Annotated in this window: 20 protein-coding genes; 9 read left to right on the forward strand and 11 right to left on the reverse strand. The window is 52.9% G+C overall.

Features of this window, described 5'->3' with window-relative positions:
• Positions 1-272: 272 nt before the first annotated feature.
• Positions 273-761, reverse strand: coding sequence for a hypothetical protein (locus K3T83_RS07755; protein ID WP_220202398.1), 489 nt, complete (start codon positions 759-761; stop codon positions 273-275).
• A 137-nt stretch (positions 762-898) separates the two neighbouring features.
• On the opposite strand from K3T83_RS07755, the gene K3T83_RS07760 reads away from it, so the two are divergent.
• Genes K3T83_RS07760 through K3T83_RS07785 form a run of 6 tightly spaced genes read left to right on the forward strand, consistent with a single transcriptional unit; the run spans position 899 to position 8,437 of the window.
• Positions 899-1,945, forward strand: a complete 1,047-nt coding sequence (locus K3T83_RS07760; protein WP_220202399.1) for a tyrosine-type recombinase/integrase — start codon at positions 899-901, stop codon at positions 1,943-1,945.
• Positions 1,942-3,795, forward strand: coding sequence for a site-specific integrase (locus K3T83_RS07765; protein WP_220202400.1), 1,854 nt, complete (start codon positions 1,942-1,944; stop codon positions 3,793-3,795). The genes K3T83_RS07760 and K3T83_RS07765 overlap by 4 nt, the downstream gene beginning before the upstream one ends.
• Entirely contained in the window at positions 3,701-4,753 is a 1,053-nt protein-coding gene (locus K3T83_RS07770; protein ID WP_220202401.1) for a tyrosine-type recombinase/integrase, read from the forward strand. Before K3T83_RS07765 ends, K3T83_RS07770 begins: the two co-directional genes overlap by 95 nt.
• Positions 4,750-7,086: a tyrosine-type recombinase/integrase gene (locus K3T83_RS07775; protein WP_220202402.1), complete on the forward strand. Its 2,337-nt coding sequence runs from the start codon at positions 4,750-4,752 to the stop codon at positions 7,084-7,086. Before K3T83_RS07770 ends, K3T83_RS07775 begins: the two co-directional genes overlap by 4 nt.
• A gap of 22 nt (positions 7,087-7,108) precedes the next feature.
• Complete coding sequence (locus K3T83_RS07780; RefSeq protein ID WP_220202403.1) at positions 7,109-7,597, forward strand: GNAT family N-acetyltransferase; 489 nt, start codon at positions 7,109-7,111, stop codon at positions 7,595-7,597.
• Between the two features lie 42 nt (positions 7,598-7,639).
• Positions 7,640-8,437, forward strand: coding sequence for a tyrosine-type recombinase/integrase (locus tag K3T83_RS07785; RefSeq protein ID WP_220202404.1), 798 nt, complete (start codon positions 7,640-7,642; stop codon positions 8,435-8,437).
• A 15-nt stretch (positions 8,438-8,452) separates the two neighbouring features.
• On the opposite strand, the gene K3T83_RS57150 is transcribed toward K3T83_RS07785, so the two are convergent.
• Entirely contained in the window at positions 8,453-8,587 is a 135-nt protein-coding gene (locus K3T83_RS57150) for a hypothetical protein (RefSeq protein ID WP_268963446.1), read from the reverse strand.
• 129 nt (positions 8,588-8,716) lie between these two features.
• Here K3T83_RS57150 and K3T83_RS07790 point away from each other — a divergent pair, with 129 nt between their 5' ends.
• The 3 genes from K3T83_RS07790 (at position 8,717) to K3T83_RS07800 (ending at position 11,706) form a co-directional block, all read left to right on the forward strand.
• Complete coding sequence (locus tag K3T83_RS07790) at positions 8,717-9,724, forward strand: toll/interleukin-1 receptor domain-containing protein (protein WP_220202405.1); 1,008 nt, start codon at positions 8,717-8,719, stop codon at positions 9,722-9,724.
• 88 nt (positions 9,725-9,812) lie between these two features.
• Positions 9,813-10,547 (forward strand): toll/interleukin-1 receptor domain-containing protein, encoded by a 735-nt coding sequence (locus tag K3T83_RS07795; RefSeq protein ID WP_220202406.1) that lies wholly within the window; start codon positions 9,813-9,815, stop codon positions 10,545-10,547.
• Between the two features lie 16 nt (positions 10,548-10,563).
• Positions 10,564-11,706, forward strand: a complete 1,143-nt coding sequence (locus K3T83_RS07800) for a toll/interleukin-1 receptor domain-containing protein (protein ID WP_236064845.1) — start codon at positions 10,564-10,566, stop codon at positions 11,704-11,706.
• Positions 11,707-11,998: 292 nt separating this feature from the next.
• Here the strand turns inward: K3T83_RS07800 and K3T83_RS07805 are convergent, their stop codons facing one another.
• The 9 genes from K3T83_RS07805 to K3T83_RS07845 form a co-directional block, all read right to left on the reverse strand.
• The gene (locus tag K3T83_RS07805) at positions 11,999-13,177 is read right to left on the reverse strand and encodes a phosphoadenosine phosphosulfate reductase domain-containing protein (protein ID WP_220202408.1); all 1,179 of its coding nucleotides are present in this window, start codon (positions 13,175-13,177) and stop codon (positions 11,999-12,001) included.
• 65 nt (positions 13,178-13,242) lie between these two features.
• Entirely contained in the window at positions 13,243-13,761 is a 519-nt protein-coding gene (locus K3T83_RS07810) for a tyrosine-type recombinase/integrase (RefSeq protein WP_220202409.1), read from the reverse strand.
• 112 nt (positions 13,762-13,873) lie between these two features.
• Complete coding sequence (locus K3T83_RS07815; RefSeq protein ID WP_220202410.1) at positions 13,874-14,662, reverse strand: 3'-5' exonuclease; 789 nt, start codon at positions 14,660-14,662, stop codon at positions 13,874-13,876.
• Positions 14,663-14,856: 194 nt separating this feature from the next.
• Positions 14,857-15,729 (reverse strand): ASCH domain-containing protein, encoded by an 873-nt coding sequence (locus K3T83_RS07820; RefSeq protein ID WP_220202411.1) that lies wholly within the window; start codon positions 15,727-15,729, stop codon positions 14,857-14,859.
• 62 nt (positions 15,730-15,791) lie between these two features.
• On the reverse strand, positions 15,792-16,889 hold the full coding sequence (locus K3T83_RS07825) for a radical SAM protein (protein ID WP_220208376.1): 1,098 nt from the start codon (positions 16,887-16,889) through the stop codon (positions 15,792-15,794).
• Positions 16,823-18,094, reverse strand: coding sequence for a DNA cytosine methyltransferase (locus K3T83_RS07830; protein ID WP_220202412.1), 1,272 nt, complete (start codon positions 18,092-18,094; stop codon positions 16,823-16,825). The genes K3T83_RS07825 and K3T83_RS07830 overlap by 67 nt, the downstream gene beginning before the upstream one ends.
• A 2-nt stretch (positions 18,095-18,096) precedes the next feature.
• Positions 18,097-19,095 carry a DNA cytosine methyltransferase gene (locus K3T83_RS07835; protein ID WP_220202413.1) on the reverse strand — a complete coding sequence of 333 codons (999 nt, stop codon included), beginning with the start codon at positions 19,093-19,095 and terminating at the stop codon, positions 18,097-18,099.
• 72 nt (positions 19,096-19,167) lie between these two features.
• Positions 19,168-21,459 (reverse strand): DNA polymerase, encoded by a 2,292-nt coding sequence (locus tag K3T83_RS07840; protein WP_220202414.1) that lies wholly within the window; start codon positions 21,457-21,459, stop codon positions 19,168-19,170.
• Positions 21,456-24,281 (reverse strand): bifunctional DNA primase/polymerase, encoded by a 2,826-nt coding sequence (locus K3T83_RS07845; protein ID WP_220202415.1) that lies wholly within the window; start codon positions 24,279-24,281, stop codon positions 21,456-21,458. The genes K3T83_RS07840 and K3T83_RS07845 overlap by 4 nt, the downstream gene beginning before the upstream one ends.
• Positions 24,282-24,418 lie beyond the last annotated feature (137 nt).

The following is a 24,418-nucleotide window of genomic DNA, read 5'->3' on the forward strand; positions in this document are numbered from 1 at the left end:
TTATGCCGAGTGCCACCAAGAAAGCCTCTCTTTTGCAGAGGATAGTAATTTACCGGTCCAGAGAAAAAGAGAGGCTTTCTAGAAGGCATCTGAGCTTACGGATGTTTAAAACTACTGGTAGGAATACTGAACACACTTCCTTTTGCATCCTGAATTGGCCGATCAGCCCTCAACAAAGTCTCTCCCGGAGGTACATCTTAGCCGCATAGGAAGCAGGAATACTCTTTATCTGGAGCGGAAAGAACATGCAAAGGTGTAGCTGAAAATGGGCATCATGAAGGTATCCAGGTTAATTGTGTATAAGCATTTGCTCGTCGTGCCTCTCTGAGCTTCCGACAGCGCGGATCGTGATGTGAGCGATTCGCGATAATGGCTTGTTCAGTAGAAGTGAGGCATCGGACAGGACGCACATAGGTTTCTATTCCAACAGCGTTCTTGCGTACAAGGGTAAAGCGTGACGCACGATAGAGCGTGCCCCTGTGCCTTCTGGCGTCACAATAGCTCAATATTTCTCGTATCTGATAGGGTTCCTCTATCCACACTGGAGGCCTGCAATAGAGAAAGTCAAACACGACACGCTCCAACGCGAGATCCATCACGTAGCTGGCCGCGCTAGAATGCCAGCTACGCCTTCTATCATAGAAGCCTGGAAGCACGCTAGGGCCAATCAGCCCCGGCGGGTGATACCACTTACCTCCATCCTTCTGGAGCGCTGGATCGAGCCAGACGCGTGCAAGGTTGAGTACTTCCCAACGCGACAAGCGACATTTTCCTATGCGAACATCTTCAACACTTCCATATATTAGATATAATCTGAAGTCTGAACAGGGCAAAATCATTGTTCAGTTTCTCCTTCCTTTGTCGGCGTTGCATAATGTAAGTAGAATGAGGTAGTTAGATGGTTGAGGTTCGATGGGAATACTATCCTCTAGTGGCAGAGCATGAACGAGCACGGAAGTGGTTGCAGATCCAGGCTAATCTACAGCTTGCACCAACGACGATTGATGCATATGGGCGTTCGCTCAATGACTTTATCCACTTTTGTATTGAGCGAGGGATACAACCGGAAGAGGTCACACGCGAGCAGGTGGCGCTCTACGTTCAGGATCTTGCTACACGCCCAAACCCCAAAGGGGCCAAGATTCTCTCCATTGAAAGTGGCCGAGGCTTGTCCAACTCGACGATGCAATTACGTATTACTGTTCTGCGCTTGTTCTGCGATGCGCTGGTAGAAGAGCAGCTTCGCCAGGACAATCCCGTTGGTCGGGGACACTATGTCGCAGGAAAAGGGTTTGGTGGCACTCGTGATAGAGGACTCATCCCTCATTATCAGAAGCTACCCTGGCTTCCAAGCGATGAGGAGTGGCAAACTCTCCTGAAAACCCTCAAAACAGATCTCCTGCGTAATCAGGTGATGCTTTTGCTCGCTTACGAGGGAGCTCTCCGGCGAGAAGAACTGGTCACGCTTGCAATCGGCGATTTTGATTTCGCTTATCGTCAGATGCGCGTTCGCGCCGAGCATGCAAAGAATGGAGCGGAACGTGTAGTCGGGTATGGAAAAATTACGGAGAAGCTACTTGAGGCTTATTTACAACAGCGGCGCACTCTTTCGACGAAGCGTGGTCCCCTTTTCCTCTCAGAGTCTCGTCGCAACCGTGGACATCCCCTTTCGCTCGTTATGTGGTCAAAGGCAGTCCAGGCTATCGCCAACCGTTCACAGATTCCTCAGTTTACTACCCATACACCGCGACATCTCCGCCTCACCCACCTGGCGCGTGCTCATCTGGAACTCCACCAGATCGCGCTTTACGCTGGTCATCGTTCATTGCAAACAACGATGCGCTATATTCACTTGAGCGGGGTAGAGCTCACCATAGCGGTGAGCCGAAGCCTGGCAGGCTTTGAACAGTGGATGGATTTGATGTTAGGAGATCAACGCTCGTGAACAATCAACAACCACTTTCACCTCAAAGCCCCTCCTGGCAATGGCCGCTTAATCCCACTGTCTATGACCAGGGATTTGAACTGAGTCAGGATGAACGTGCAGAATTAGCTTGTCGATTTGATGGAGCGTCCACAAGCACTAACCGTATTTGTCCATCAACCAAAGTACGTCTCTTCCGTTTGCTACAGCCCATTGACGATGCGCTAGCATATATCAAGCTTGCCCCTGACAAACGTCTAAAGGTCATGCGAGTTCTCTGTATTGAAATGCACTGGCGCGACTCTTCCTTTTGGTCCTGGTCGCTAGAAGAATGGAAGGAAATTCTTGCGCCAAATGATACTATCTTTACTACCCGGTATGGATGGCATGAAGGCGCGGACAGAAACCCAGCTCGGAGATGGTTACCAGTGGTGGCGTATCTCCTTCAGGTCCATCCACATGCCGCCCTTCTTTTTGATGTGATGACCTATTGGGGCAATTATGCACGAAGGATCTTTGGGGAAGAGTTGGTAAGCCAGAATATTCAGCGCCTTAGAGTTCCCCTTCAAAAGTGGGGCTATCGAAATTTACAAGGAACTCGCCTGGAGCATCGGCTCGATGCTGCTGTCGGATATCTTTTGCTCCGAAATGGCAGCCCATATCTGGAAGATATCCCCATTGAACTCCTTGAAACCCTTTATGAAAGCTGCACTCATCCATCTATCCATAACTTACTTGTCCAGATTTCCCGTTCGTTGTGGGCATTGGATATTCTCACCTATCCTCTTGCAATACAAGGAAAACCTTTGTTGCCAGCCTCTGGTACTGATGGAAGCGTCAGTGATGAATGGCTTTCCTGGTGCCAGCGATGGCGTAAGACGAGTATCCTTCAACAGCCCCAAAAGCATTACTATGCGCTGCTCAAAGTCGGGCGCTGGCTCCAGGTGAATCATCCAGCAGTCAAAGGCCCCGCTGATTGGAGCTATGAGTTGGCGGCAGAGTTAGTCGCTGCCCTGAATACGATGAAGGTTGGTGAATGGTCAGATCCATCTCCCCGCTCACAATCACAGTTACGTAAAAAGCAATTTGGACAACCACTTGGTCCAGTAGGCAAAAATGCTATGCTCAAGGCAATGCGAGTCTTTCTGCATGATTGCCAGGAGTGGCATTGGATTCCAGTGACCATTAACCCTCATCGGGCCTTTCGTACACCTTTAGCTATTCAACGTCAGATAGGAACCAATCCTCGGGTAATCGACAAGGAGTTATGGGCAAAAATCTTATGGGCTGCCATGAATTTGCAAGAAGAGGATCTCCCGCGCAATGCACGTGACTATCTTTTGTATCCTTTTGAAATGGTTCGTGCCCTTGCTACTGTATGGTGCTTTGCCGCTCTCCGCTCTGATGAGATTTGGCGGTTACGGGTAGGGTGCATTCGCTGGCAATATGAGGACGTGATGATCCCTGAAACAGGCGAAATGCTTCCCAAAGACGCCGTGTGCTTCTTAGATGTACCCGTAAACAAGACATCGAGAGCCTACACAAAAGCGGTTCATACATTGGTTGGGAGAAGAATCAACGAGTGGGAACAGGTCCGCCCACAAGAACAGCCACATGCTATCGATCACAAAACAGGCGAACAGGTACAATTTTTGTTTGCCTATCGAGGTATGCGTGTCTCAAAAACATATATTAACGAAACGCTCATGTATGTTATTCCGAATACACCTCTCCCGTTATGGATAATAACATCGGAAAGAAGAAGAGGTGGTAGCGATGCAGACAATCTGTTGGGAATTTTACCCTCATGTAGCAGAAAATGCTCATGCACGCAACTGGCTAGAAACACAAGTAATGCTGGGTCTGGCTAAAAACACGATCCAAGCATATGGGCGCGGTGCCAACGACTACCTGGCTTTTTGTGAGCGGACAAGCCGCTCTTTCGTTGAGGCTACCAAGGCCGATATCGTCGCCTACATCGACGATATGACTCATCGCCCTAACCCTAGAGGAAACCATATTCGATACCTTCATACCGGCACTGGCCTTGCAAACAGCACGTTGCAGCAGCGTTTAACCGTCGTGAGATTGCTGTATGACTATCTGATCGATGAGCAGATTCGATGCAATCACCGTAACCCGGTGGGAAAGGGGAAATTTACTCCTGGCCGCGCCTTTGCTGGGAAACGCGAAAGAGGGATTCTGCCTCACTACGAACTGCTCCCATGGATACCGGGCGACTCAGAGTGGGATGCCATTCTTGATGCCACACGACGGGAGCCAATCCGGAATCAACTCATGCTCCTTCTTGCCTACGATGGAGCCTTACGGCGGAGCGAACTGGTAGCATTGCAGGTACGTGATATTTCCTTTCCTCATCAACAAATTACCGTGCGTCCGGAGATTACCAAAAATGGCCGTGGCCGAGTGGTAATGTACGGTGACGTGGCTCACCTCCTCTTGCAGGAGTATCAAGAGGAGCGCGCAGAAGCAGATATTGCCGGAGGCTTCCTTTTTCGATCCCAATCTGATCGGAATCGCACACAAGGGGTGACAGCTGACACCTGGGACAAAATCGTTGAGCGGATCGCCAAGCGGGCGGGGCTGCACCACCACTTTACGACCCATACACTCCGCCATCTTCGCCTCACGGATTTAGCGAGAACCGGCATGGATCTCAATGCCATTGCGCAGTACGCAGGGCATCGATCACTGGAGACCACCAAGATCTATATCAAGCTCAGTGGACGCGAAACAGCCGAGCGGGTTCGTCTCTGCATGCAGGATCTTGATAAGCGTCTGGAACGCTTGCGCAAGGAGGAGCAATGATGGAGCAGCAGCTTGCCCCGGCCATCTCTTCCTCAAAACGATGGAAGTCACCCATCGATGTTGAGCGGTATGATCGCCATCCCAAACTGACCGAGCCGGAGAAAGAAGCACTGGCGTGCTTTGTGACACACTTCACGGGACGAATGCGTTCCTGGCCAGAGGAGACGAAAGCCACTCTTCATCGGTTCGTCCAGCCTCTTCAAGATGTTCTGGATGTTCTGCACATTGTAGCGAAATATCGTGCGACACCTCTTGCGGTGATCTTGCAAGAAATGCACGAGCGAGGCGTTGCCTACTGGGCTTGGTCCGAGGAGCATTGGCAAGAGATTCTTCAGCCCAATTTTAAAGCTTTTCAGCAGCGCTATCCAAACTTCACTGACCAGACGGTTCGGCTTGAACTCCTCGCTATTGGCTACTTTCTGTGTCCACTCACCGACCTTTCCAGTTCGCTTTTACGAAGTGTTCAGCCTGTTCCTCTGGCCCGGCGACTCTTCGGGAGCGATATGCTTGAGCAGGCAGTCGAGCGCATTTATCAGGTAATCATGTCCTGGGGATACAACACTGGTAACCACAAAGCAGAACTCACGCAGGCCATCGCAGAAGCTTTCATTGCCAATCGAAGCCCTTACCTGGAGGATCTCACGTTCTCTCTGCTTGCAGAACTTGCCGAAAAAACGCGCTGGCATCTACGCCACAGCCTGGGGCGTCTCTCTCGTGCCCTTGAACATCTGGGACTCATTGATGGGTCACTACCTCGCACCGGGCTCCAACCGGATATCACTGGGCGGATCGACACCAACGACGTTGCTGCTGAGTGGGCCGAGTGGTGCGTTCGTTGGTATCGCTTTTCAGGACTAGCAACGCGGACCAAGAATAACTATCTGCATGTGCTTCTGAGAACGGGACGCTGGCTTGCTCTCGTCCATCCGGAGGTTACCACGCCCCACCAATGGACCTCAAAACTGGCCGCCGAATATATCGCCTCGCTCGAAGAGATCCGCGTGGGCGATTTCGTGGATGCCCAACATACCAAGACCATTCTTCCGAGCGCCTTTGGCAAGCCGCTTTCCGCACGAAGTAAAGATCGTCATTTCGCGATCATGAGGGCTTTCTTCAAGGACCTCCATGATGAACCGCACCTGATTCCTCGACGATTTGATCCGGTACGGCTCTTTCGCACCCCACGCGCTATCAGAAATCAGATTAGCCCAAATCCTCGGGATCTTAATCCGCTGTTGTGGGCCAAACTGGTACATGCAGCGCTCAATTTGACCGAAGAGGATCTTCCACGTATTGGAGGCAAAGAAGCCAATCGAGGGCTGCGCTATCCGCTCGCTCTCGTGCGTGCCGTCGCCGCTGTCTGGGTCTACTCAGGGTTGCGGTGTGACGAAATCGTGCGCCTCCCGCTCGGATGTATCAGGTGGCAACAAGAGGATGTCACGCTTCCCGAAACCGGGGAAATCCTCCCCAAAGAAGCAACCTGCTTTCTCACGGTTCCGGTGAACAAAACGACGGGGAGTTTTCAAAAGCCAGTGAATCCTCTAGTGGGCAAGCGCATTAATGAATGGGAGCAGGTTCGTTCTGCGGGGCAACCACCACAGACGGATCGGAAGACAGGGGCCACTGTCCACTATCTGTTCGCTCATCGAGGATACACCATCGGCACCAGCTACTTGAATCATAGCCTAATACCGATGCTTTGTGCGAAGGCAGGCATCCCCTCTGCGGATGAGCGCGGGACTATTACCAGTCATCGTGCCCGCGCAACTACTGCAACATTGCTCTACAACGCTCCAGAGGGCCTGACCATCTTTGAACTGATGCAATGGTTGGGGCACAAAGATCCCAAAACCACCCAACACTACGCGCGGGTCAAGCCGACGAAATTAGCGGCAGCCTACTCCAAGGCTGACCGTAACAGTCGATTAGTCGAAGTGCTGGTGGATACCAAAGCTGATGCCAATGGTGAGGTGAAGGTCTATTACGTCCTGGGGGACCATGGACTTTGTGGCAACCCGGACTGGGCCACCTGTCTCTATCGGATGGCTTGTTTGAAGTGTCCGTTCTTCGTTCCCAAAGACCAGGCACAACTGATCGCGGCCTACACCTCTGTCAAACGTTTCATGGAGATTGTCGAACTGACCGATGAGGAACTGGCTGCCGTACAAGAGGACCATGACAAATTGGAAGCAGCAGTCAAGCGAACGCAGATTCTCTCTGCTCCAACACTCTTACGAAGACGGGCGAAAGGAGAAAAAGGTCGAGGAATTCCACTCACTGTTTTGAACACATTTCAGAAGCAGGGAGAAGATCAAGGGACTATTTCTCTCTAGCTCTTGTATCAGGAGACAAGCTATGGATACACCTTTTATTAGGTTAGCAGCAGAACAAGATATTGATCAACTTATCCCTTTGTACACCGAGTTCCATGAGTTTCACGTTCTTGGTGTTCCTGACCGGTTGCGCAGACCAGATATCTATGACGAGGCATGGTTACGTGACGCGTTACATACCATCTTGTCTAATGATGACGCGGCTCTCTTTGTCGTTGATTCTGGAGAAGAACTTCTTGGCCTGGCCGAGGTCTATCTCCGCCAGGATGAGCCTCACTCGCTCACGGTGGCTCACCGGTACGGATACCTGCAAAGCCTCATCATCTCAGCTTCTCATCGAAAGAAAGGTTTGGGAAAACAGCTTGTGACAGCGGCACAACAGTGGGCGAAGGAGCGGGATGCAACGGAGATGCAACTGGATACGTGGGAGTTTGAAACGGGACCATTGGTTTTTTATGAGTCGCTTGGCTATCGTACCTTGAAGCGGTATCTCGTGACCGATTTGAGCTAAGGAATCTCTATATGTCCCCGTCAAAAGAAAACCGCTCTATGGGTGAATGAACATGTCAGTGGGAGATTTAGTCTATTCGGAATAATTCCTCTCTTATGTCGCAAGGCTGGCATTCCCAAACAAGATAGCCGTGGAAACATCACCAGTCATCGCGCACGTGCCACCATTGCTTCTATGCTCTACAACGCCAAGGAACCCCTCTCAATTTATGAACTCAAGGAGTATCTGGGGCATCAGCATCTCGCATCGACGCAGCATTACATCAAAGTCGATCCTACCAAGCTTGCCAGTCGCGTAGCAAAAGCCGGATACTTAGAGCAAAACATGGCAACGATAGAAGTTCTCCTTGATCAGGATGTGGTGCACAGTGGGGCAGCAGCTCACGGTGCTGTATGGAAGTACTACGACTTGGGACATGGCTACTGCACCAACGATTTTTGGGCCGACTGCAAGCACCGCATGGCCTGTGCTCGCTGCCCCTTCTATCGGCCCAAAGACTCACTCAAAGAGCAATTGGTAGAGGGTCAGGCCAACCTAGTACGCATGCTAGAGTTCGTCAAGTTAACGGAAGACGAAAAACTACTCGTGACAGAGGGGATTGACCTCCACCAGACACTCATTGAGCAATTGGCCGACACACCAACGCCTGCTGGGCCAACCCCACGAGAACTCACCGCGAGCAGGCAAGGTGAGACGAAGATCCTCCCCCTGGGGAGCATTGGACGAGCCACGACACCCACTGAACAGAGTACCAGTCCATCCTCTCAGAGAGTGAAAAAGCGGCACGTGCCACGTTTACAGAACAAGTGGGAGCTTGGTGATGCGCCAGAAGGACAGTAACATCTGGCCATGTTCTCATGGTCTGGGTGATTGCACGGGATGCAACCGGCAGATCGCGACGCGCATCATCGCGGTCTCGTTGGTGCCATGCATACGGCTTGCAACATCCTCAAACTCAAGCCTGACGCCGTGCGTGTGGAAGTGCATCATGGAGAGAAACCACCTCGGGATATTGTGAGAAACCGTTGGCTGTGATGGGTTGAGAGGATCTACATGTGGAGCAACGGTGTTGTGTGAGCTACTTAGAACCAGAAGACAGCAGCTATGTAGGAATGCCATATGGCTACCAGTGAGGAGGCAACCAGGATGGCGAGCCAGGAGCATCTTGACCTGTTCAAGCAAGGTGTAGAGGTTTGGAACAAATGGAGGGCAGGGAATCCTCTTATCCATCCGAACTTGAGTCACGCTCGCTTTGGCAAGCGTAGTATTGATCTCAGTAATATGAACCTGAGCGCAACCAATCTCAGCTTTTGTAGCATGACGCACGACAATCTTAGTGGGGCAAATCTCAACGGAGCTAATCTGATGGGAAGTTACCTCATGGGAGCCAATCTGTGTAGGGCTACCTTGCATGGAACCAGACTTAACGTGACTAATCTCAGCGAGGCTAACCTCACAGAAGCTGATTTGAGCGATGCTGTCCTCTCCCTGACCATCTTTGGGAATGTCGATCTCCAAGGCGTCAAAGGTCTTGAGAGGGTAAAACATGCAAGCTCATCAATCCTCGATATTCAGACTGTGTATCGTTCGCGAGGAAACATTCCAGAAATTTTTCTCAAAGGAGCAGGTGTTCCCGACTCCTTCATCGACTACGCTCGTTCTCTTGTTGGAAAACCCATTGGCTACTACACTTGCTTCATCAGCCACTCCAGTCGCGATGAGATATTTGTGAAGCGACTTTATGCAGACTTACAGAGCAACAATGTTCGTTGTTGGTTTGCCCCAGAAGATCTCAAAATCGGCGACCACTATCACCAGCGCATTGATGAATCCATTCACCTCTACGACAAGCTTGTACTCATTCTTTCAGAACATGCAGTTCAGAGCGCCTGGGTGGAACGCGAAGTCGTAGCTGCCCGTGAAAAAGAAGATCAGCTTAGACATGAGGTCCTCCTTCCGATCCGCCTAGACGACGCCGTGATGCAAACTAGTAAAGCCTGGGCCGCCGATGTGCGCCGTCGCTGGCACATCGGCGATTTTACTCAGTGGAAACACCACAATACCTATCAACAGGCACTTGAGCGCCTCTTACGTGATCTCAAGGCTGAACAAAAGCCAAAGGACTAATCTCTTGTACTTCCAGTGGTCTGCATCGTTTATCATACTGAAGCCCATATATTCACACCTTGCTGTGTTATGAGAGGAGAGAGCTCAGATGTCCACGCGCCCGTCGCCACGACTATCTGTAACCATTCTGCTGACCGTCCTCGCAGGTGTCTTTGCTGCCCTGGTGGGTATTCTCGGCAATCTTGCCACCAGCACCATACCACCTGCTATCACCCCGTGTTTACGCTTTGCCTGGCCTGCTCTTGGCGTCGTGATGCTGCTTGGCATTGGCGTCTCGGTATGGCAGGTTCGTCGCGAGGCTCTCTCATCTTCACCATCGCCTCCTGCGCGACAGAAGATTGCTGTGTCATCGCCTGCCCCAACGACCACGCAGCCACAGAAGCCATCTTCTGACTACCACTCCTGTGTCTTGAGCTATGCCACAGAAGATCAGGCATTTGCCAAGAAATTGCATGCTGATCTGCAAAGTAAGGGTGTCTCGTGCTGGTTCGCTCCACACGATCTGAAAACAGGTGATAAATTGCGCACCCAGATCTACGAAGCCATCCAGAAGAACGACAAGCTGTTGCTGATCCTCTCCGAACATGCTGTCACAAGTGATTGGGTGGAGCGAGAAGTGGAACTAGCCTTCGAGCGGGAACGTCAGCCACCAGAAACCCTCGTCCTCTTTCCCATCCGGCTTGATGATGCAGTGATGTACACTAACACAGCATGGGCAGGAGATATTCGCCGGATACGCTTTATTGGTGATTTCCGTCAGTGGAAAGATGATACTGAGTATCAGAACGCATTGCAGCGACTCTGGCGTGATTTACACATATGAAGCAAGAGGAGTATGTATGGCAAAGCAGGAACATTTTGATGTTCTCAAACAAGGGGTACAAGTGTGGAATCAGTGGAGACAAGAACATTTGGGAATACGGCCTCAGTTGAGCTATGCTCAGCTGAGCTATGCTAGTCTGACAGGTGCTAACCTAACTGATGCTAACCTAGATGGGGCAAATCTAAGCCATGCTAACTTGAGTGATACCAACCTGCACAATGCCACTTTGAGCCGCGCCAATCTGCGCAATACTGATCTGAGAGATGTTCGTCTGATTAAGGCCGACCTGAGCTTTGCCGATTTGAGCTTTGCCGATCTGCGACATGCCCACATGTTTTGTGTCAATCTGAGTAACACCGATTTGATCTACGCCAACCTAATGGGAGCTGATCTGCGCAGGGCCAACTTGCACTATGCTGACCTGCGTGAGGCTAACTTGCACTATGCTGACCTGCGTGGGGCCAACTTAAGCCGTGCTAACCTGTACAATCCTAACTTGAGCGAAACCAACTTGAGCGGAGCAACAGTAAGTCAGACATATTTTATCCAAGTGGATCTTCAGAGAACGAAAGGATTAGTCGAGGTTAATTACCAAGGTCCATCTCATGTCGAATTGTATACTGCGAAACTTCCCCAAGATGGCAGCGCTCTCCACTTTTTGAGAGGTGTGGGTATCTCTGACGAGTGGATCGACTTTTACCGTGCACAGATGATGTCACCAATTCAGTATTATTCATGCTTTATCAGCTACTCCAGCAAAGACGAGGTGCTAGCCAAACGCTTACATGCTGATCTGCAAGATCAGGGAGTACGCTGCTGGTTCGCTCCCGAAGATATGAAAATTGGCGACAAGATTCGCGCCCGCATTGATGAAGCCATTCATTTGCAGGACAAGTTGCTGCTCTTGCTCTCCAAGCATGCCCTTGCAAGCTCCTGGGTCGAAGATGAGGTGGAAGCAGCGCTGGAGAAGGAGCAACGACAACAACGTGAAGTACTCTTCCCTGTGCGTCTCGATGAGCATGTGATGCAGACGGGCACAGCATGGGCGGCGAAGTTGCATCGCACGCGGCATATTGGCGACTTTACTCGCTGGACGGACCCACAGGTATATCAGCAGGCATTTGAACGTTTGCTGCGTGATCTCAAGGCGCAATCTTAGTTGCTTAGAAAAGCAGCTAGAGGTATTGACTTTTGATTACACATAACATACCAACCGTTCACACGCGTTGCTTCTGGTCTCCCAAAGATGAAACAGCCCACTCTCTCCTCGAAGAGCGTGACTAACAACGCTACAGGGTTACAGCGGGGATCAACTGGTGTGTGGAGGTAGTGATATCGTTCCACTTGCTCTTGCGCCCAGGAGAGACCACACTTATCCGCTAAGACCACAGAGAGCATAGGTTTCCTCTCGTTTTCTGAATATGATGATCTTCCTCACAGCTTCAGAACATTCAGCTCCACAACTCTTGCTGTATAAGCCTGATGGGAAGAGATGCCTGCTTCTGCCCTTTGCGACGTGCAGCGTTCACGGCCATCAGTTCCGCATAGCGATCAACAATAGCGTCCGGCTCGCTGTACTGGATGGTCAGGTGCATGATCTCGGCAATACCCCTGCGTACCTCACTCAACAGGACTGCCTCTGCCCTGGTAGGCATCGCGGTCGGCCATCCCTTGACGTAGTGCAGGTGCTTCGGGATGCGCGCCTCCATTCGCTCTCTCAGTGCCGCTTGCTGCTTGGCCTCCTTCAACCTTGCGAGCATAGAGCCTGAGAGAAGGTGGGGGGCCACGTCTCCCAACCACCGTCCGCTCTGAAAGCTGAATGTGGAAATGATCTCTAGCTCAACCATCTCTCGATAGATATCATGATTGCGCGGATCAGTCGCAGATGCCGCGAGGTCATCTATTCCTGCCAGGATACAAAAGGCGCAACTCACTCGACCCAGACTGTAGGTGGTATAGGCTTCGTGGAGTGGGAAGTCTCGATAGCGATGGTAGGCGAGAACATCCTCCCGTGACCACGCCAGGATAGGATGCCAGGTATATCCTGTTGTACCAAAGGTGGCATTCTGTAACTTTACTTGTGGCACGCACACAGGCGCTTGCGCGCGGGTTGCGCTTTCTTGACGCCGGAGGCCCACGACCGACAGGATGATAGAGTGCTGAAAACGCTCTACGAGATCGCGGCAGATGATTGCTGTTTTCAATTCGCTGATACAAAAGCGCATAGCGGGCGTAGACCAAGGCAAAATCATCTTGACACATTGCAGTTGGCAGTAACGCTCCAGATTGTGCTGCCAGCGCACCAGCCAGCGATCCATCAGGTCTCCTGCTTTTCGTTTGACCACGATCAATTCGAGGTCGAGACGTGTGGCAAGGCGCTCACAAGCAGGCCGAGAATCTGTATGCTCCACACGCCCTAAATCACTATGGATCAACACTCTCGGGCCCTTATGCCCGGCGCGTTCAAGTGCTGCTAGTGTCTCGAAGGCGGCAACGTCGCTGTCTTTGCCACCAGAAACTCCAATCGCCACTGGTACGTGAGCCACAATCAATTCGTCGATCAAAGGAGTGGTCTCAATAGGAGGAAAGCGCGTGGGACCGACGAGGGGGCCGCTAACATTCCATGCCATCAGATACCTCGCATTCTCACGAACGTTGCATGAATGCAGGTTGATTGAAATTGCACGCTTTCATCCTACCCCTCTTCTCCATGAGAATAGGTCTCTAGCGTGGTTGCGCTCGCTTCGTGACCCGACAACTCTGGCACCATCGATGCTAGAAGCGCTCGTCTCACAGCTGCCCGCACCTCATGAAACGGGAACTGAGGCAAGGCAGCTTGTTTAAGAAGCGCGTGCCAATCCTTGAACAGATGCGCCAGTTGGAGCGCTCCCCCTCCATCGTCGGTAAAGATCAAGCCCTGATCCTGCCAGGCATCCCCAGCCTTCGATTGCAGCTTCACTTGTTGGCTCTGCTGATACTTGAGGAGTTCAACCACATCCTCTGGGAGAGAGATCCGGCGTGGACCACTCTTCGCCTTCGTGTTCTGGGCCTGGAGTTGACGTTGCTCCAGGTCCAGATCCTGCCAAACCAACCGTAACAACTCCCCTGGACGCAATCCTGTGACCAGAGCGACAGTGAAGAGCGCCTCGCGAGGATGGCCTTTGAGGGACTCTCGCAGGGTTTTGATGTGCCCTGGTATCAGATGATTTTTCATAGGTGGTTCCCTTTCATCATTTTCCAAAGTTAAGCATTCAATCCAACCAACAGCCCTTCTCACAACCATGAGAAGGGCTGAAGGGGAAAAGTGTTCAGGCATGAGTGCATCTCTAAAAGGGATGCTCATCATCCAGCTCGCCCAAATCGTCATCTTCTGCACGAGATGGTGACTGTGTGGTGCGGACATCGGTCATGCCTTGAGCCATCGCTTGCAAGAAGGCCAATTGTCCGGCAACGCGATCTTGCGCTGTCGCAGGTTGTGGGAGAGGATGCTCAATACGGCGGCACACATCAGCCAGCTTGAGCGCTATCGCTGTGTTATAGTAGCTGGAGGCCCGGTTCATCAGGCATTCTCCAACAGGATACAAGGGCGAGAGGTGATAATACTGCGCATTCTCCCGCAATCTTTCAGCCAGAAACTCCCAGTTATACGCCAGGACGTACCGGCCTACCAGCGCAGCTTGTAGCTCACCCCAGATGTCGGCCAGCGTGGGGGCATTGCGGATCTGAGCGTCCGTGATGCCAGTGTAGAAGGTATTGGCGTGCCCTCGTTGACGTTGCGGCTGAAGAAGACGATCAAACACTGGAGCGCCTGCCGCATCGGAGAGATGGACCCGGATGATGTCGCTCTCGTCATGTAAGCCGGTACTGTCAATCACGAAGAACACCAGATTGGAAAATTGGAGGAGCGCATGCGCCCACTCGACATGGCGCGGATCTGGAAGTTTCACCAGGTGATAATAACGGCTAGAGAGCGCGTTCACCGCTTTGTGCAGAGCGTTCAGTTCTTCACCGAGCGCCGCGCGGGTGGCATGTCGCTGGGCCACCTCCGCTCGTGTCATCACAGGGCCAGCCTGTTCCTCTTGCTGAAGATGCGTCTCAACGGTAGAAAAATTCATAGGATTATCCTTTCTTTATGGATCACAAGACGCAATCCACGACAATAACAAGTGAACATGGAATACAATCTAAAAAGGAGATCTCTCAAAGAGGGGGTGAGATGGCAAGTGAGAGGGATGAGGATTGCAGGCAGGGAGTTGACCAGGTGAGATTGTTTCAGTCCTGCGCCCTTTTCCTCGTGCGAGTGAGATTGTTACTGTTCTATGACCATCTTTGGTATCGCAAACAGTTTCTGCGCTCCGGGATAGTTTAGAACGGGACCAAAGGGCTGAATCTGCTCAAGCGCCAACCCATAGCGCCCCACAAACCAGGGACTATTGTGCGCCTTGACGACATTGACCAGTTCCGCCTTGCCCACAATGGCCTTGCGTGAGTACTCTGCGCTCGTTTGTGGCATCTGGCGGGCCAGTTGTCCCCCACGTGCGCCAAAGCACCGTTGCCAGTACCAGTGATCGAGCTGCCCCGCTGTATCAAAGAGACTGTCATCGACCTGCGAGCCAGCATGCAGATAGAGCGGACCACGATAGCGGGTGAACCACTCACGATTTTCTACCTCTTTGGGAGGAATACCACAGGCCTGCACCACCTCTGGATGAGTAAGTATCCAGGCCCAGGGTTGCCGAATGCTGATGCACTGTACACACTCCAGTTGTGGCAGCGCATCTGGCATGATCACTTGCACCATTGGAAGCGTTTTTTGCAAGAGAGCGACGATCGCGCTTCGATGGCACATGCCATATTCACGGCACCCACAAAGCAGTATGAGCGGGTGGCCTTCTTGCAGATAGCGGACCAGCCCTCGGATTCCGGTATCCGCATCCACCAGACTGATCGGGCCTCCAGTCGTGTGATTCTGGTTGCCCAGAAACTTGCCCGCCCAGCGGTAACGTTCTCCATAGGTGGCCCTCAGCGTTGGCTCGTTCCAGGCAGTTATCCGTGAGAATGGCGTATGGCGTGTATCGATCAGTAACATTCGGGGATGGCTCTGCATCAAATGCATAATCAGAGCAGCATCGCTACTGTAGCCACAGGGGTATATTTTCATCTGGTTGCTTTGATTCATCACACAGGATTCTCCTTGACGAACGGAAAGATGAAGTGAATGCGCAATGAGAGGAAGTGACAATATCACCCCTGCCATGTTTTCGGGCAGAGAAAGGCGAATGGAGGCGGCTCGTTTTTGCGATTTTGGTAGTGCCAGATCGGATAAGACCGCCAGCCATAGCGGTTAAAGTAGCGGCAGAAGTCGCGTCCTTGCTGGTATGAAGTCCAGTCATAACGCGATTTCACTTTCTTAGCATCTCCCAGCCAGTTGAGTGGGAGAAGAAATTGACAGAAGGGTTCGCCTCCCCATTCAATGATCTTCATGGCGCGCTCATAGCACGCCTGGATGGGTTCATTGCCGACCAAACAATAAACACGTTTTCGTGATGGGGAAACTTCTTTGAGGATGGTCATCATGCAACGAACATCCTCAAGCTCTCGCGTTTCATCGAGCGCAAAACGCCAATACGCGCGAGTCTCGTCGAGGAGCGGTTTCCAGCGTTGGTAGGTTTCTTCAGTGAAGTAGCGAGGTTCAAATCCACTATTCGCATCCACCAACGGTTGATGATACGCCCGATACCGCTCTATAATGTGGTCCTGATAATCAGCCGGTAACGCACTCAAGTTGTTGTCACATAATTTGGGAGCCGGGATAAAATCTGGATCAAAGGTGAAATGCGTCCCTTCAAGACGTGGAACAATACAAAAGCTACAATTGACAGGACACCCACGAGAGGCAAACGTCATATCATAACGACCGCGCTGCTTATCGAAGCGGTCATCAAGCCCCCGCACTGTTTCCAGGCAGGTTTCTTTGCGCCACCAGGAGGCCAAAGCAAACATGCCAGGGCCACCACACCATACCTCTGCTCGATTCTTCATACGTAGCGCAATTTCTCGTGCAAGAGGAGCATGCCAACTGAAAATCACTGAGAGGGCGACCAGATCCGCATCCAGTTCCCACATCCCAGGATCTCCATCAACATACGTAACGCAATAGCCTTGACACCAGAGCCAGTCTTTCAACTTCTGCGCCCCAAGATTATACAGTCGCTCTCCTGAAGTACTTCGAGCAGAACAATTGACGACCAGTGCTTTCATGATCTGCATTCCCTTCACATAGCGGCAATCACCCGACTCGCTACCCATTGCGCCAGCGGAGGTGGGACCATATGGCCACATTGCCTCGTAACTTCATCTTTGGAGTCCGCAACAATTTCATACTGTGGCGGCAATCCACTCCCGGCTTTGATCTCGCGCTCGTTGAGCATTCTGAACGAACACTTGTGAATATCGAGCGAGCCGTCATCAGGAGGGAAAACGAGGCCGCAACGCTCACGGGTTGAAAACGTACAAAATGGTTCGTAGATGGAATAGGGCTTGCCGTTGGAGTAGTAGGTGATCCAGAAGGGAGCTATTCCGTCGATGCGTGGCACTTCCCGTGCCTCTGATGGAGGTAGGGAAGGACGTCGAAAAAATTGATTGATGCCGTCGGCAATGCGTTGCATTGTCGCTGGTTTCAACGTGGGGAGCCGACTTGCGAGGCGCTCCCCAATCGGGATGCCACGATCCGAGAAATCAATCACCTCGGCTGCACAACGGTAGTAGGGTTGCACGCGCCTGGAGCAGCGAGGGCAATTGTAGGTATACTGCCCTCGCAATCGATAGTCATATCGCCCGGTCTTTTTTGTCGGGTTCTTCCAGCATTGCACGGCTGCAATGTCCTGCTTGCAAGACCAACAGAAAGCTGGTGGACGGAAGTTCAAGTCAGGTTTCCTAGCGCCCTTCGGCCAGAACACGGCGATCCACCTATCGCGGCACTGAGGAACGCCAAAATGCATAGCATTGACAGAGAGGATCTGATGTTCATAGTGGCGATGCGCGGGTTCTTCATCGCTAAGCGTGAGCATGTGCTGTAACCAGTCGAGGTATCCGCTCCACTCCGCAACCTCTGGCACATTCTCAAAAATCATGCTGTGATAAGGCATATGCTTGTCAGCCTTCGCTTTTGCCGCCCGATAGACTTGCCACATAGAAGCCCTGGATTTCTCAGCTTCAGGTTTGCTATCGTGATCAGTCCATCCTGGTAAACGCAACTGCCTCCGATCTCTTCTCTTTTCTCCTTTCGCTCGTGAATGATTAGTACACTCTGGTCCTCCGACCTTGATGAGAGTATCTGGCGTCGTTTTCCAATCAATCGTTTCTAACCAGGCGCACCGCACATCCGCGTGGGGGAAATTGCGACGATAGGTGGCGATACTACGTTCGTCGTGGTTGACAGCAAACTGAAGCGAGGCTCCTGCGCGCTCCAGCCCACAGGAGAGGCCTCCAGCTCCCGCAAAACTATCAGTTGCGGTCAGATCTTGATCCCAATAAAATGATCCCATACTCACGCCCTTTCCCATTCCACAATGCCTTGAAAGATGGGATAAATCTGCTGTGGGACAATGGCGTTGCCCAGTGCTCTTAGACGTTGACTTCGGGCGCGGTATCGTCCAGTGATGGTGCGGGAGGGTTCCCACTCCTGCTGGCCCTGTCCAGGTGGGGAAGGCCAGCACATGCTGTCCAACCGGGCAGAACCCCCATCAAACACTCGACCCATTCGGGATTGAGGTGAGATCCCGGTTGTGGAGCTGCCACATAGCACAACTGTACCTGATGGTTCTTCGTACTCGCTCCCCCTTTGGCGTCTCCCGTATTCGGAGTCGGCCACATCTTCACTGCATGCGCAAGCTGCGTCGTATGTCCTGGCATTCCCCCCGTTCCACTTGGATGATGATCTCTGGCAACTGGCGTCGGCCACATGCGCCGCTCTATCTTCCCATTGGCAAACACTTGCTGGCTCAAGCGCACTGCGCTGCCGGTTGGTGCTGTTGCTTGTCTGCCTGCACTCTCTGAACCGGTCGGAGTGCGCCACAACAAAGCAGCGCTCTCGGATGTGCGGGGCATCGACGGCGCAAGCCGGAAGTACAAACGCTTGCACGGCGTAACTTTCACTTTCCAGATCAGCCTGTACGATGTCGAGCGCCAGATAGGTAAAGTCATCAACGTTCTCGATAACCACCCAACGGGGCTGGCATCGTCGTACAATGCGGAACAGCTCCGGCCAGAGGTAACGGTCATCAGCCGTGCCGCGCTGCTTCCCGGCATTGCTGAAAGGTTGGCAAGGGATTCCTGCGACCACAAGGTCAATGTTTCCAAATTCATCACCCTGGACTTCCTTGATATCATGTAGACGCTTCACGTGCGGCCAATGCTTTGAAAGGACCGCTCGACAAAAGGGATCGATCTCGACCTGACCAACAACCTCTATGCCTCCAGTCCACTCAGCAGCTAAATCTGCACCGCCAATCCCAGAACAAATGGATAGCAACCGTAACGTGTTCATTGGTTTCCCTTTGAAGCAACCCGGTTCATCTTCTGAGGGGATGAACCGATAGGAGCGTGACAAGCGAGGATCTTAATCGTCTTTTTTCCAGTACGGGGCGACAATCACATCAGGAGCGGGAATATGTACGATCTTGAGGAACTGGCGGCAAGCCTGCACCATTTTTTCTTTCATCAATGCTTCTACCTGGGGAACCAACGCCTCTGGGCATTCAATGACCAGTTCATCATGCACGGCCAGGATGAGCGAGGCTCCCTCTGGCAACTCCTCATAGAGCAGGGCTAATGCACATTTGAGAATATCGGCGTTCGTGCCCTGAATCGGGTGATTTTTCGCGGATCGCTCCATATTGCCGTATTCATCGAGATCAAAATCGAACCAGCGCCTTCGCCCGGCCATCGTCACCGCATAGCCATGTTGCTTGGCCTGTTGCCCCGCCTGACGAAGCCAGGTGGCAATGCCTGCATAGGTGGCAAAGTAGGCTTTGACCAACTCTTTCGCATCCTCAACAGAGCATCCGATACGATTAGCAAGCCCCTGCGCCCCCATGCCATAGGCGAGGCCAAAGTTAATCGTCTTGGCAACGGCTCGTGCGGAGATGCCCCCTTTGTAGAGATGTTTCTTGGTGTCCGTTTCCGGCGGCAAGTCAAACATCATCTTCGCGGTCTCTGCATGCAGATCGCGCCCTTCTGCAAACAGGCGCAGCATCACTGGATCATGGGCCACCTCCGCCAGGATACGTAACTCGATGTTACTCAAGTCCGCCTTGAGGATGAGCGAGCCTTCCGGGGCCACAAAACAACTGCGCAGGTTCTCTTCCTCGTTCGTTTCTTTGGCAGGAATCTGCTGCAAGTTGGGGTGGCTGCAAATGATGCGGCCAGAGACCGCGCCAATCTGTGCATACTCAGTTCGCAATCTGCCGTCTGCTTCGACTTTCGTGAGGATGTTTTCCCCGAACGCGCTTCTGAACTTCTCTAACTTGCGCCACTCCATCAGCTTGGCGATAATGGGATGGGCCTGCACGTAGCATTCCAATTCAGCCTCGCGGGTCGAGGAGACCTGAATACCTGCCGCAACCAGGGCGGCTTGTAGCTGGGCAGACGAGGCAAGATTGATCCCTGCTTTCGGCGGCGCTGGCACTGGCGGGTGCGTCTTCTGCCATCTCGAGAGACCCGCTTTTCTAAATGCCTGCCACGTCTGCTTGCCCGCAGCGCTCTGATAAGCCTGCATCAAGCGTTTTTCTTCCGCACGTTGCGCCCCTTGATAGGCATCATAGGCCGTCTGAAGTGCCTGGCCTAAGAATGCTCGTACATGTTGCCCAAACCCTTCTTGCCGCAGCTGCTTCCGTTTGAGGATCTCACGCCAACGGGTGGTATCAATGCAAACGCCTTGCAGTTCCATCGCGGCCAGTGCCGGGAGCGCCTCGTTTTCCAGAGCTGCCACAGTCTCTAGATGGTGCGCGCGCAGTTTTGCCTGTTGCAACGTATAGAGGCGATAGGCCACTTCTACATCCTGCACCATATACGTCAATTGCTCTGGGGGAAAGGGAGCTTGCCATTCCTGGGGCCGCTTCTCCAGGCCGGGAAACCAGGCTCGCTGCTCTTTCGTCACGGCAATCTCATAGCGTGCCGCTGTCTTTTGCAAACTCACGGAGAGTGCAGGATCATGCAAGCCGACACCATGTACCAGCTGCTCCGCCAGCATAGTGTCATAGACGCGGGAGAGCTTCACGCCGAAATGGGCCGCTAAAAACTGCCAATCAAATTTGAGATTATGGCCGATCCATACGACGTTTGAGGACATGAGGAGTGCAACAAGGCTCTCACGCCATGCAACCTGCACCTCTTCAGGCAAGCTATAATACGGACGCAGGTCCAGGATCGAGACCTTCCCTGGAACTCCCAGGAGGATGGCAACCACACGATCCCTCTTTGGATGCAGTCCGGTCGTCTCCAGGTCCAGGGCTGCGGGACCGCCCTCAGCTCTCAGCGCCTCCCTCACCTCGGCCACATCCTGAGTAAAAAAAGAGGACTGGGTAATTCTGACCAGTCCTGGGGTTGCCGCACAGTGTTGCTGCGCGGATTGATAGCGGTGCGCCTTACAAAACGGCTGGCCGCGACTATCGTAGTATTCAACAAGCGCCTCACACTGACAGCAGCGTTCGCTCGTCTGGCTCGCAAAATGAGCGAGCAGCGCTGGCTTGCACTGGCGAATGCGCTCCTGGAGTTCTGCTGTCATCGCCCCTCGTGGTGCTTTGACATGCAACTGTTTGCCATCAGGATCAGGTGTACAGCTGGCCCCAATCCCCTCTAAGAGCGCAAGTGTCTCAGCCAGATCAGGGTTAGTGGTTTCAGGGGAGATCATAGGGTAAATTCCTCACTTTCATTTTCATGTGCGGGTAGTTGGTCCGTTGCGGGTAGTGCTTGTGACGATTCATCGCATCCTCCATCGAGCTTCGATTGGCCTGTAGAGCCATTTGAGGTAAAAGTGGTATTGGAGGGTTGCGGGTAGTGCGGGTAGTGGTCCCTATCATTACTATTATTATTTTTATTTTGGTCAGAAAAAATTTCAGAATTTTTTCCGTGCGCGGGGGTATTACTACCCGCACTACCCGCAACAACTCGCCACACTTTGCGTTTTTTATGGGTATCGAGTTTGCGTTCCAGGTGGATATTCTCCGATCCATAGCAGGTGCCAATCTGCCTCTCAAGCGCTTTCCCAAGGCAGATAGCAAAGCTGAGCGGTTTGTCTTTCCTCGCCAGTGCCAGTCCTTCAGGAAGTGCATCTACCAACACACTACCCGCACCTTCTTGCTCTAGCTGGGCGATAATGTGCTGCGTCGTCATCCATTCCTCACGAAACAGATCGCGCCAACCCGAGAGAAACTGTTCCCACTGGACAGACTCTTCATCAGCTTCTTCATACAATTGCTCTAAATTCGAGAGGAAGCCCTGGACCCCTGCATGCGAGACAATCGAGCCAACCGTTTTGACCCAGCCGGTGAACGTTCCCAACGCCGGGAGGCCTTCAGCCACAGGTTGACCGGCGGCATACCAGGCGCGTGCGAGCGTCAGGAGCGCACCGATTAAGGCTCCTCGTTGCTCAGTTACCCAGGTTGCCAGATCCTCGTGCTTGAAGCCTTGCCGCATCCAGGGGCGAGAGACATGCGGATCGAAACGAATGCGATAGCAGCGCCGCGCCAGATCGCCGCCGATCTTCACATTGTTGCCTGTTGCCATCCAGGTCGCCCGATTGGGGACTTTCACCATTGTCGATTGCCCCAGAATACGGCCCTCGTGGAGCGTCGCTGTCAGCACCGCATCCAGTTTGGCCGATTGGAGCTGGCCTGCAAGGTTATCAATACAGATGATGGTCCGGCCCTGCATGAGCATGGCAGTGATACGCTTATCCCATTCCTCCTCATTGTCTGGTGCTGTTAAAATGGCAGCACAGTCGCCGGTGGCGATAATCGACACCACATCCGCGAACAGCCCTTTCCCGGTCCCTGGCTTGGGAGCGTCCAATAAGGCTAGTGGGACATGCCGCTGAATGGTAGGACGCAACATCGGCGTCAACAGCAGTCCCAACGCGTTGGCCCGGTCTGCCTCACCAACATAGGGGAACTCGCCAATGGTCTCCCAGATGAGCGCGAGCGCCGCTTCCTGTTCTTCCTTCGTTGGGGCAACAGGCACCGAGCGCACAGACAATTCAGGATGAGGGGCATAGTAGAGACGTGTTGCTGAATCGTAGCCAGGAGTGTCCAGAATCGAGCCATCAGGCCGGATCACAGGCGTCTCTACAATGGCTTGCAAGGGAGGAAATGGTAAGTATGGATATTGCGTCTGACGTGCCAGGATTTGCTCTGCCACGTCTTTCGGGGGAGGAACAGGCACCTTGCGATATTCCTCCTCGTCAGTTCCAGGTAGTTTCTTGAGCCGATAGTAGTTGGCCGCATGAGTGAGGACTTCCTTCACTTCGGTCGTCGCCATCGATGCGACGATGGGATGCTTCATTTCGTTGTGTCCAACCCGCACGAGGCGAGAGGATTGAAGAAACAGCGATGGAGCGACATATTCTTTGCGCATCACAGAATTCAGCGCCAGATCCGTCAGCTCACGTAACTGCGCCACCCCAACGATGATTTCAGGAAGCGCATCACCACCATCTGGCCCATCTGGGGTTGCTGTCTGGATGCCATCGTGACGGCCAGCGCCACCGCCATTGCCTTGAGAGTCAGGAGATGGAGTTGCAAGCTCGCTCCAGGCCTCGCGTGCCTCCTCACGATAGGCACTCTCCAGACTGGCAAGCGCCTCCTCTACCTGATAGAGTTCCTCCAACCCTTTGCTATTGGTGGAAGGAACACGACCGGCATAGGCCCGCATCACCTTCTCTGCGTCCGCACGCGACACGTGATTGTCGCGCAACTGGCAGGCGAGCCAGAAACCTGCATTATTGCGCCCCTCGTGGTCATTGACCAGCTGTAAGGCACGTTTGAGCAGGGTGCGCGCCAGGGATGTAGAGGCAGGAGAGGGCGATGGAGGCACAGGTTCTTCCTGTGGAGCTGTGTTGCGAGAACGCCTCCGTTTGCTCTCGGGGGGATGGAGCAACCCAAGAAAGGCGCGTAAGTCTTCTGGTAAGAGGTCTACTTCATCAGGAATGGGATCTCGTACCCAGATGTAGGGACCACTGCGGTTGCGTCCACAAAATGCACCATACCCGCCATCCGCGCGAATATCTAAGCCCGGCCAGTGTGTGCCTAATTGCCGGTTCGCTTTATGATTCAAGGTCGCCACAGGCCAACCAGGATGACGGAAGTAGACATGTGCCCCACCGGAGCCAGTCAGCACATGAGGTTGCAGGCCCAGGCGTTCCCTCGTCCGTTGTCCATCAGGGATGTCAAAGTCGAGAATAAGTACGCCACTGATCGCCCCTGTGACAACTGCCCATGCACTTGGAGCGTAGAGACGATCCCAGTGACGAAGCTCATCAGGCGTAACGTGACGACTTTGCAATGACTTCCAGGCTAGCCGTTTAGGAGTTCCATCTGAGTGGTACTCTTGCAAGGCTGGTGGCCGCTTCTCCTCATCGAGCGGAAAGACCGACCAATGCAATCGTTGGAGCGCCTCAAGTGCTGTATGGTATGGTGTCTGCTCGCTCCATACAGTCGCCAGTGATGTGGTGGTCATGGTGAGCGTCCTTTCGTTCTAGAGGAAGTTTCCTCGTTGTGAAGCAAGCCTGCGTTGTGATCGCCCCCTGCCAGACCACAACGCTCTGTATGAGAACACTTCCGTTGGGGATCAACCGTCTCTGAAAGGGGCGTAGC

Source organism: Reticulibacter mediterranei, assembly GCF_016587455.1.

Bases quoted from the DNA above. Each gene is read 5' to 3' on its own strand.
- K3T83_RS07795 (WP_220202406.1), top strand. From the start codon at position 9,813: ATGTCCACGCGCCCGTCGCCACGACTATCTGTAACCATTCTGCTGACC.
- K3T83_RS07800 (WP_236064845.1), top strand. From the start codon at position 10,564: ATGGCAAAGCAGGAACATTTTGATGTTCTCAAACAAGGGGTACAAGTG.
- K3T83_RS07840 (WP_220202414.1), bottom strand. From the start codon at position 21,459: ATGATCTCCCCTGAAACCACTAACCCTGATCTGGCTGAGACACTTGCG.
- K3T83_RS07760 (WP_220202399.1), top strand. From the start codon at position 899: ATGGTTGAGGTTCGATGGGAATACTATCCTCTAGTGGCAGAGCATGAA.
- K3T83_RS07835 (WP_220202413.1), bottom strand. From the start codon at position 19,095: ATGAACACGTTACGGTTGCTATCCATTTGTTCTGGGATTGGCGGTGCA.
- K3T83_RS07805 (WP_220202408.1), bottom strand. From the start codon at position 13,177: ATGGCATGGAATGTTAGCGGCCCCCTCGTCGGTCCCACGCGCTTTCCT.
- K3T83_RS07815 (WP_220202410.1), bottom strand. From the start codon at position 14,662: ATGAATTTTTCTACCGTTGAGACGCATCTTCAGCAAGAGGAACAGGCT.
- K3T83_RS07810 (WP_220202409.1), bottom strand. From the start codon at position 13,761: ATGAAAAATCATCTGATACCAGGGCACATCAAAACCCTGCGAGAGTCC.
- K3T83_RS07780 (WP_220202403.1), top strand. From the start codon at position 7,109: ATGGATACACCTTTTATTAGGTTAGCAGCAGAACAAGATATTGATCAA.
- K3T83_RS07775 (WP_220202402.1), top strand. From the start codon at position 4,750: ATGATGGAGCAGCAGCTTGCCCCGGCCATCTCTTCCTCAAAACGATGG.
- K3T83_RS07825 (WP_220208376.1), bottom strand. From the start codon at position 16,889: ATGTGGCCATATGGTCCCACCTCCGCTGGCGCAATGGGTAGCGAGTCG.
- K3T83_RS07790 (WP_220202405.1), top strand. From the start codon at position 8,717: ATGGCTACCAGTGAGGAGGCAACCAGGATGGCGAGCCAGGAGCATCTT.
- K3T83_RS07770 (WP_220202401.1), top strand. From the start codon at position 3,701: ATGCAGACAATCTGTTGGGAATTTTACCCTCATGTAGCAGAAAATGCT.
- K3T83_RS07830 (WP_220202412.1), bottom strand. From the start codon at position 18,094: ATGGGATCATTTTATTGGGATCAAGATCTGACCGCAACTGATAGTTTT.
- K3T83_RS57150 (WP_268963446.1), bottom strand. From the start codon at position 8,587: ATGATGCACTTCCACACGCACGGCGTCAGGCTTGAGTTTGAGGATGTT.
- K3T83_RS07845 (WP_220202415.1), bottom strand. From the start codon at position 24,281: ATGACCACCACATCACTGGCGACTGTATGGAGCGAGCAGACACCATAC.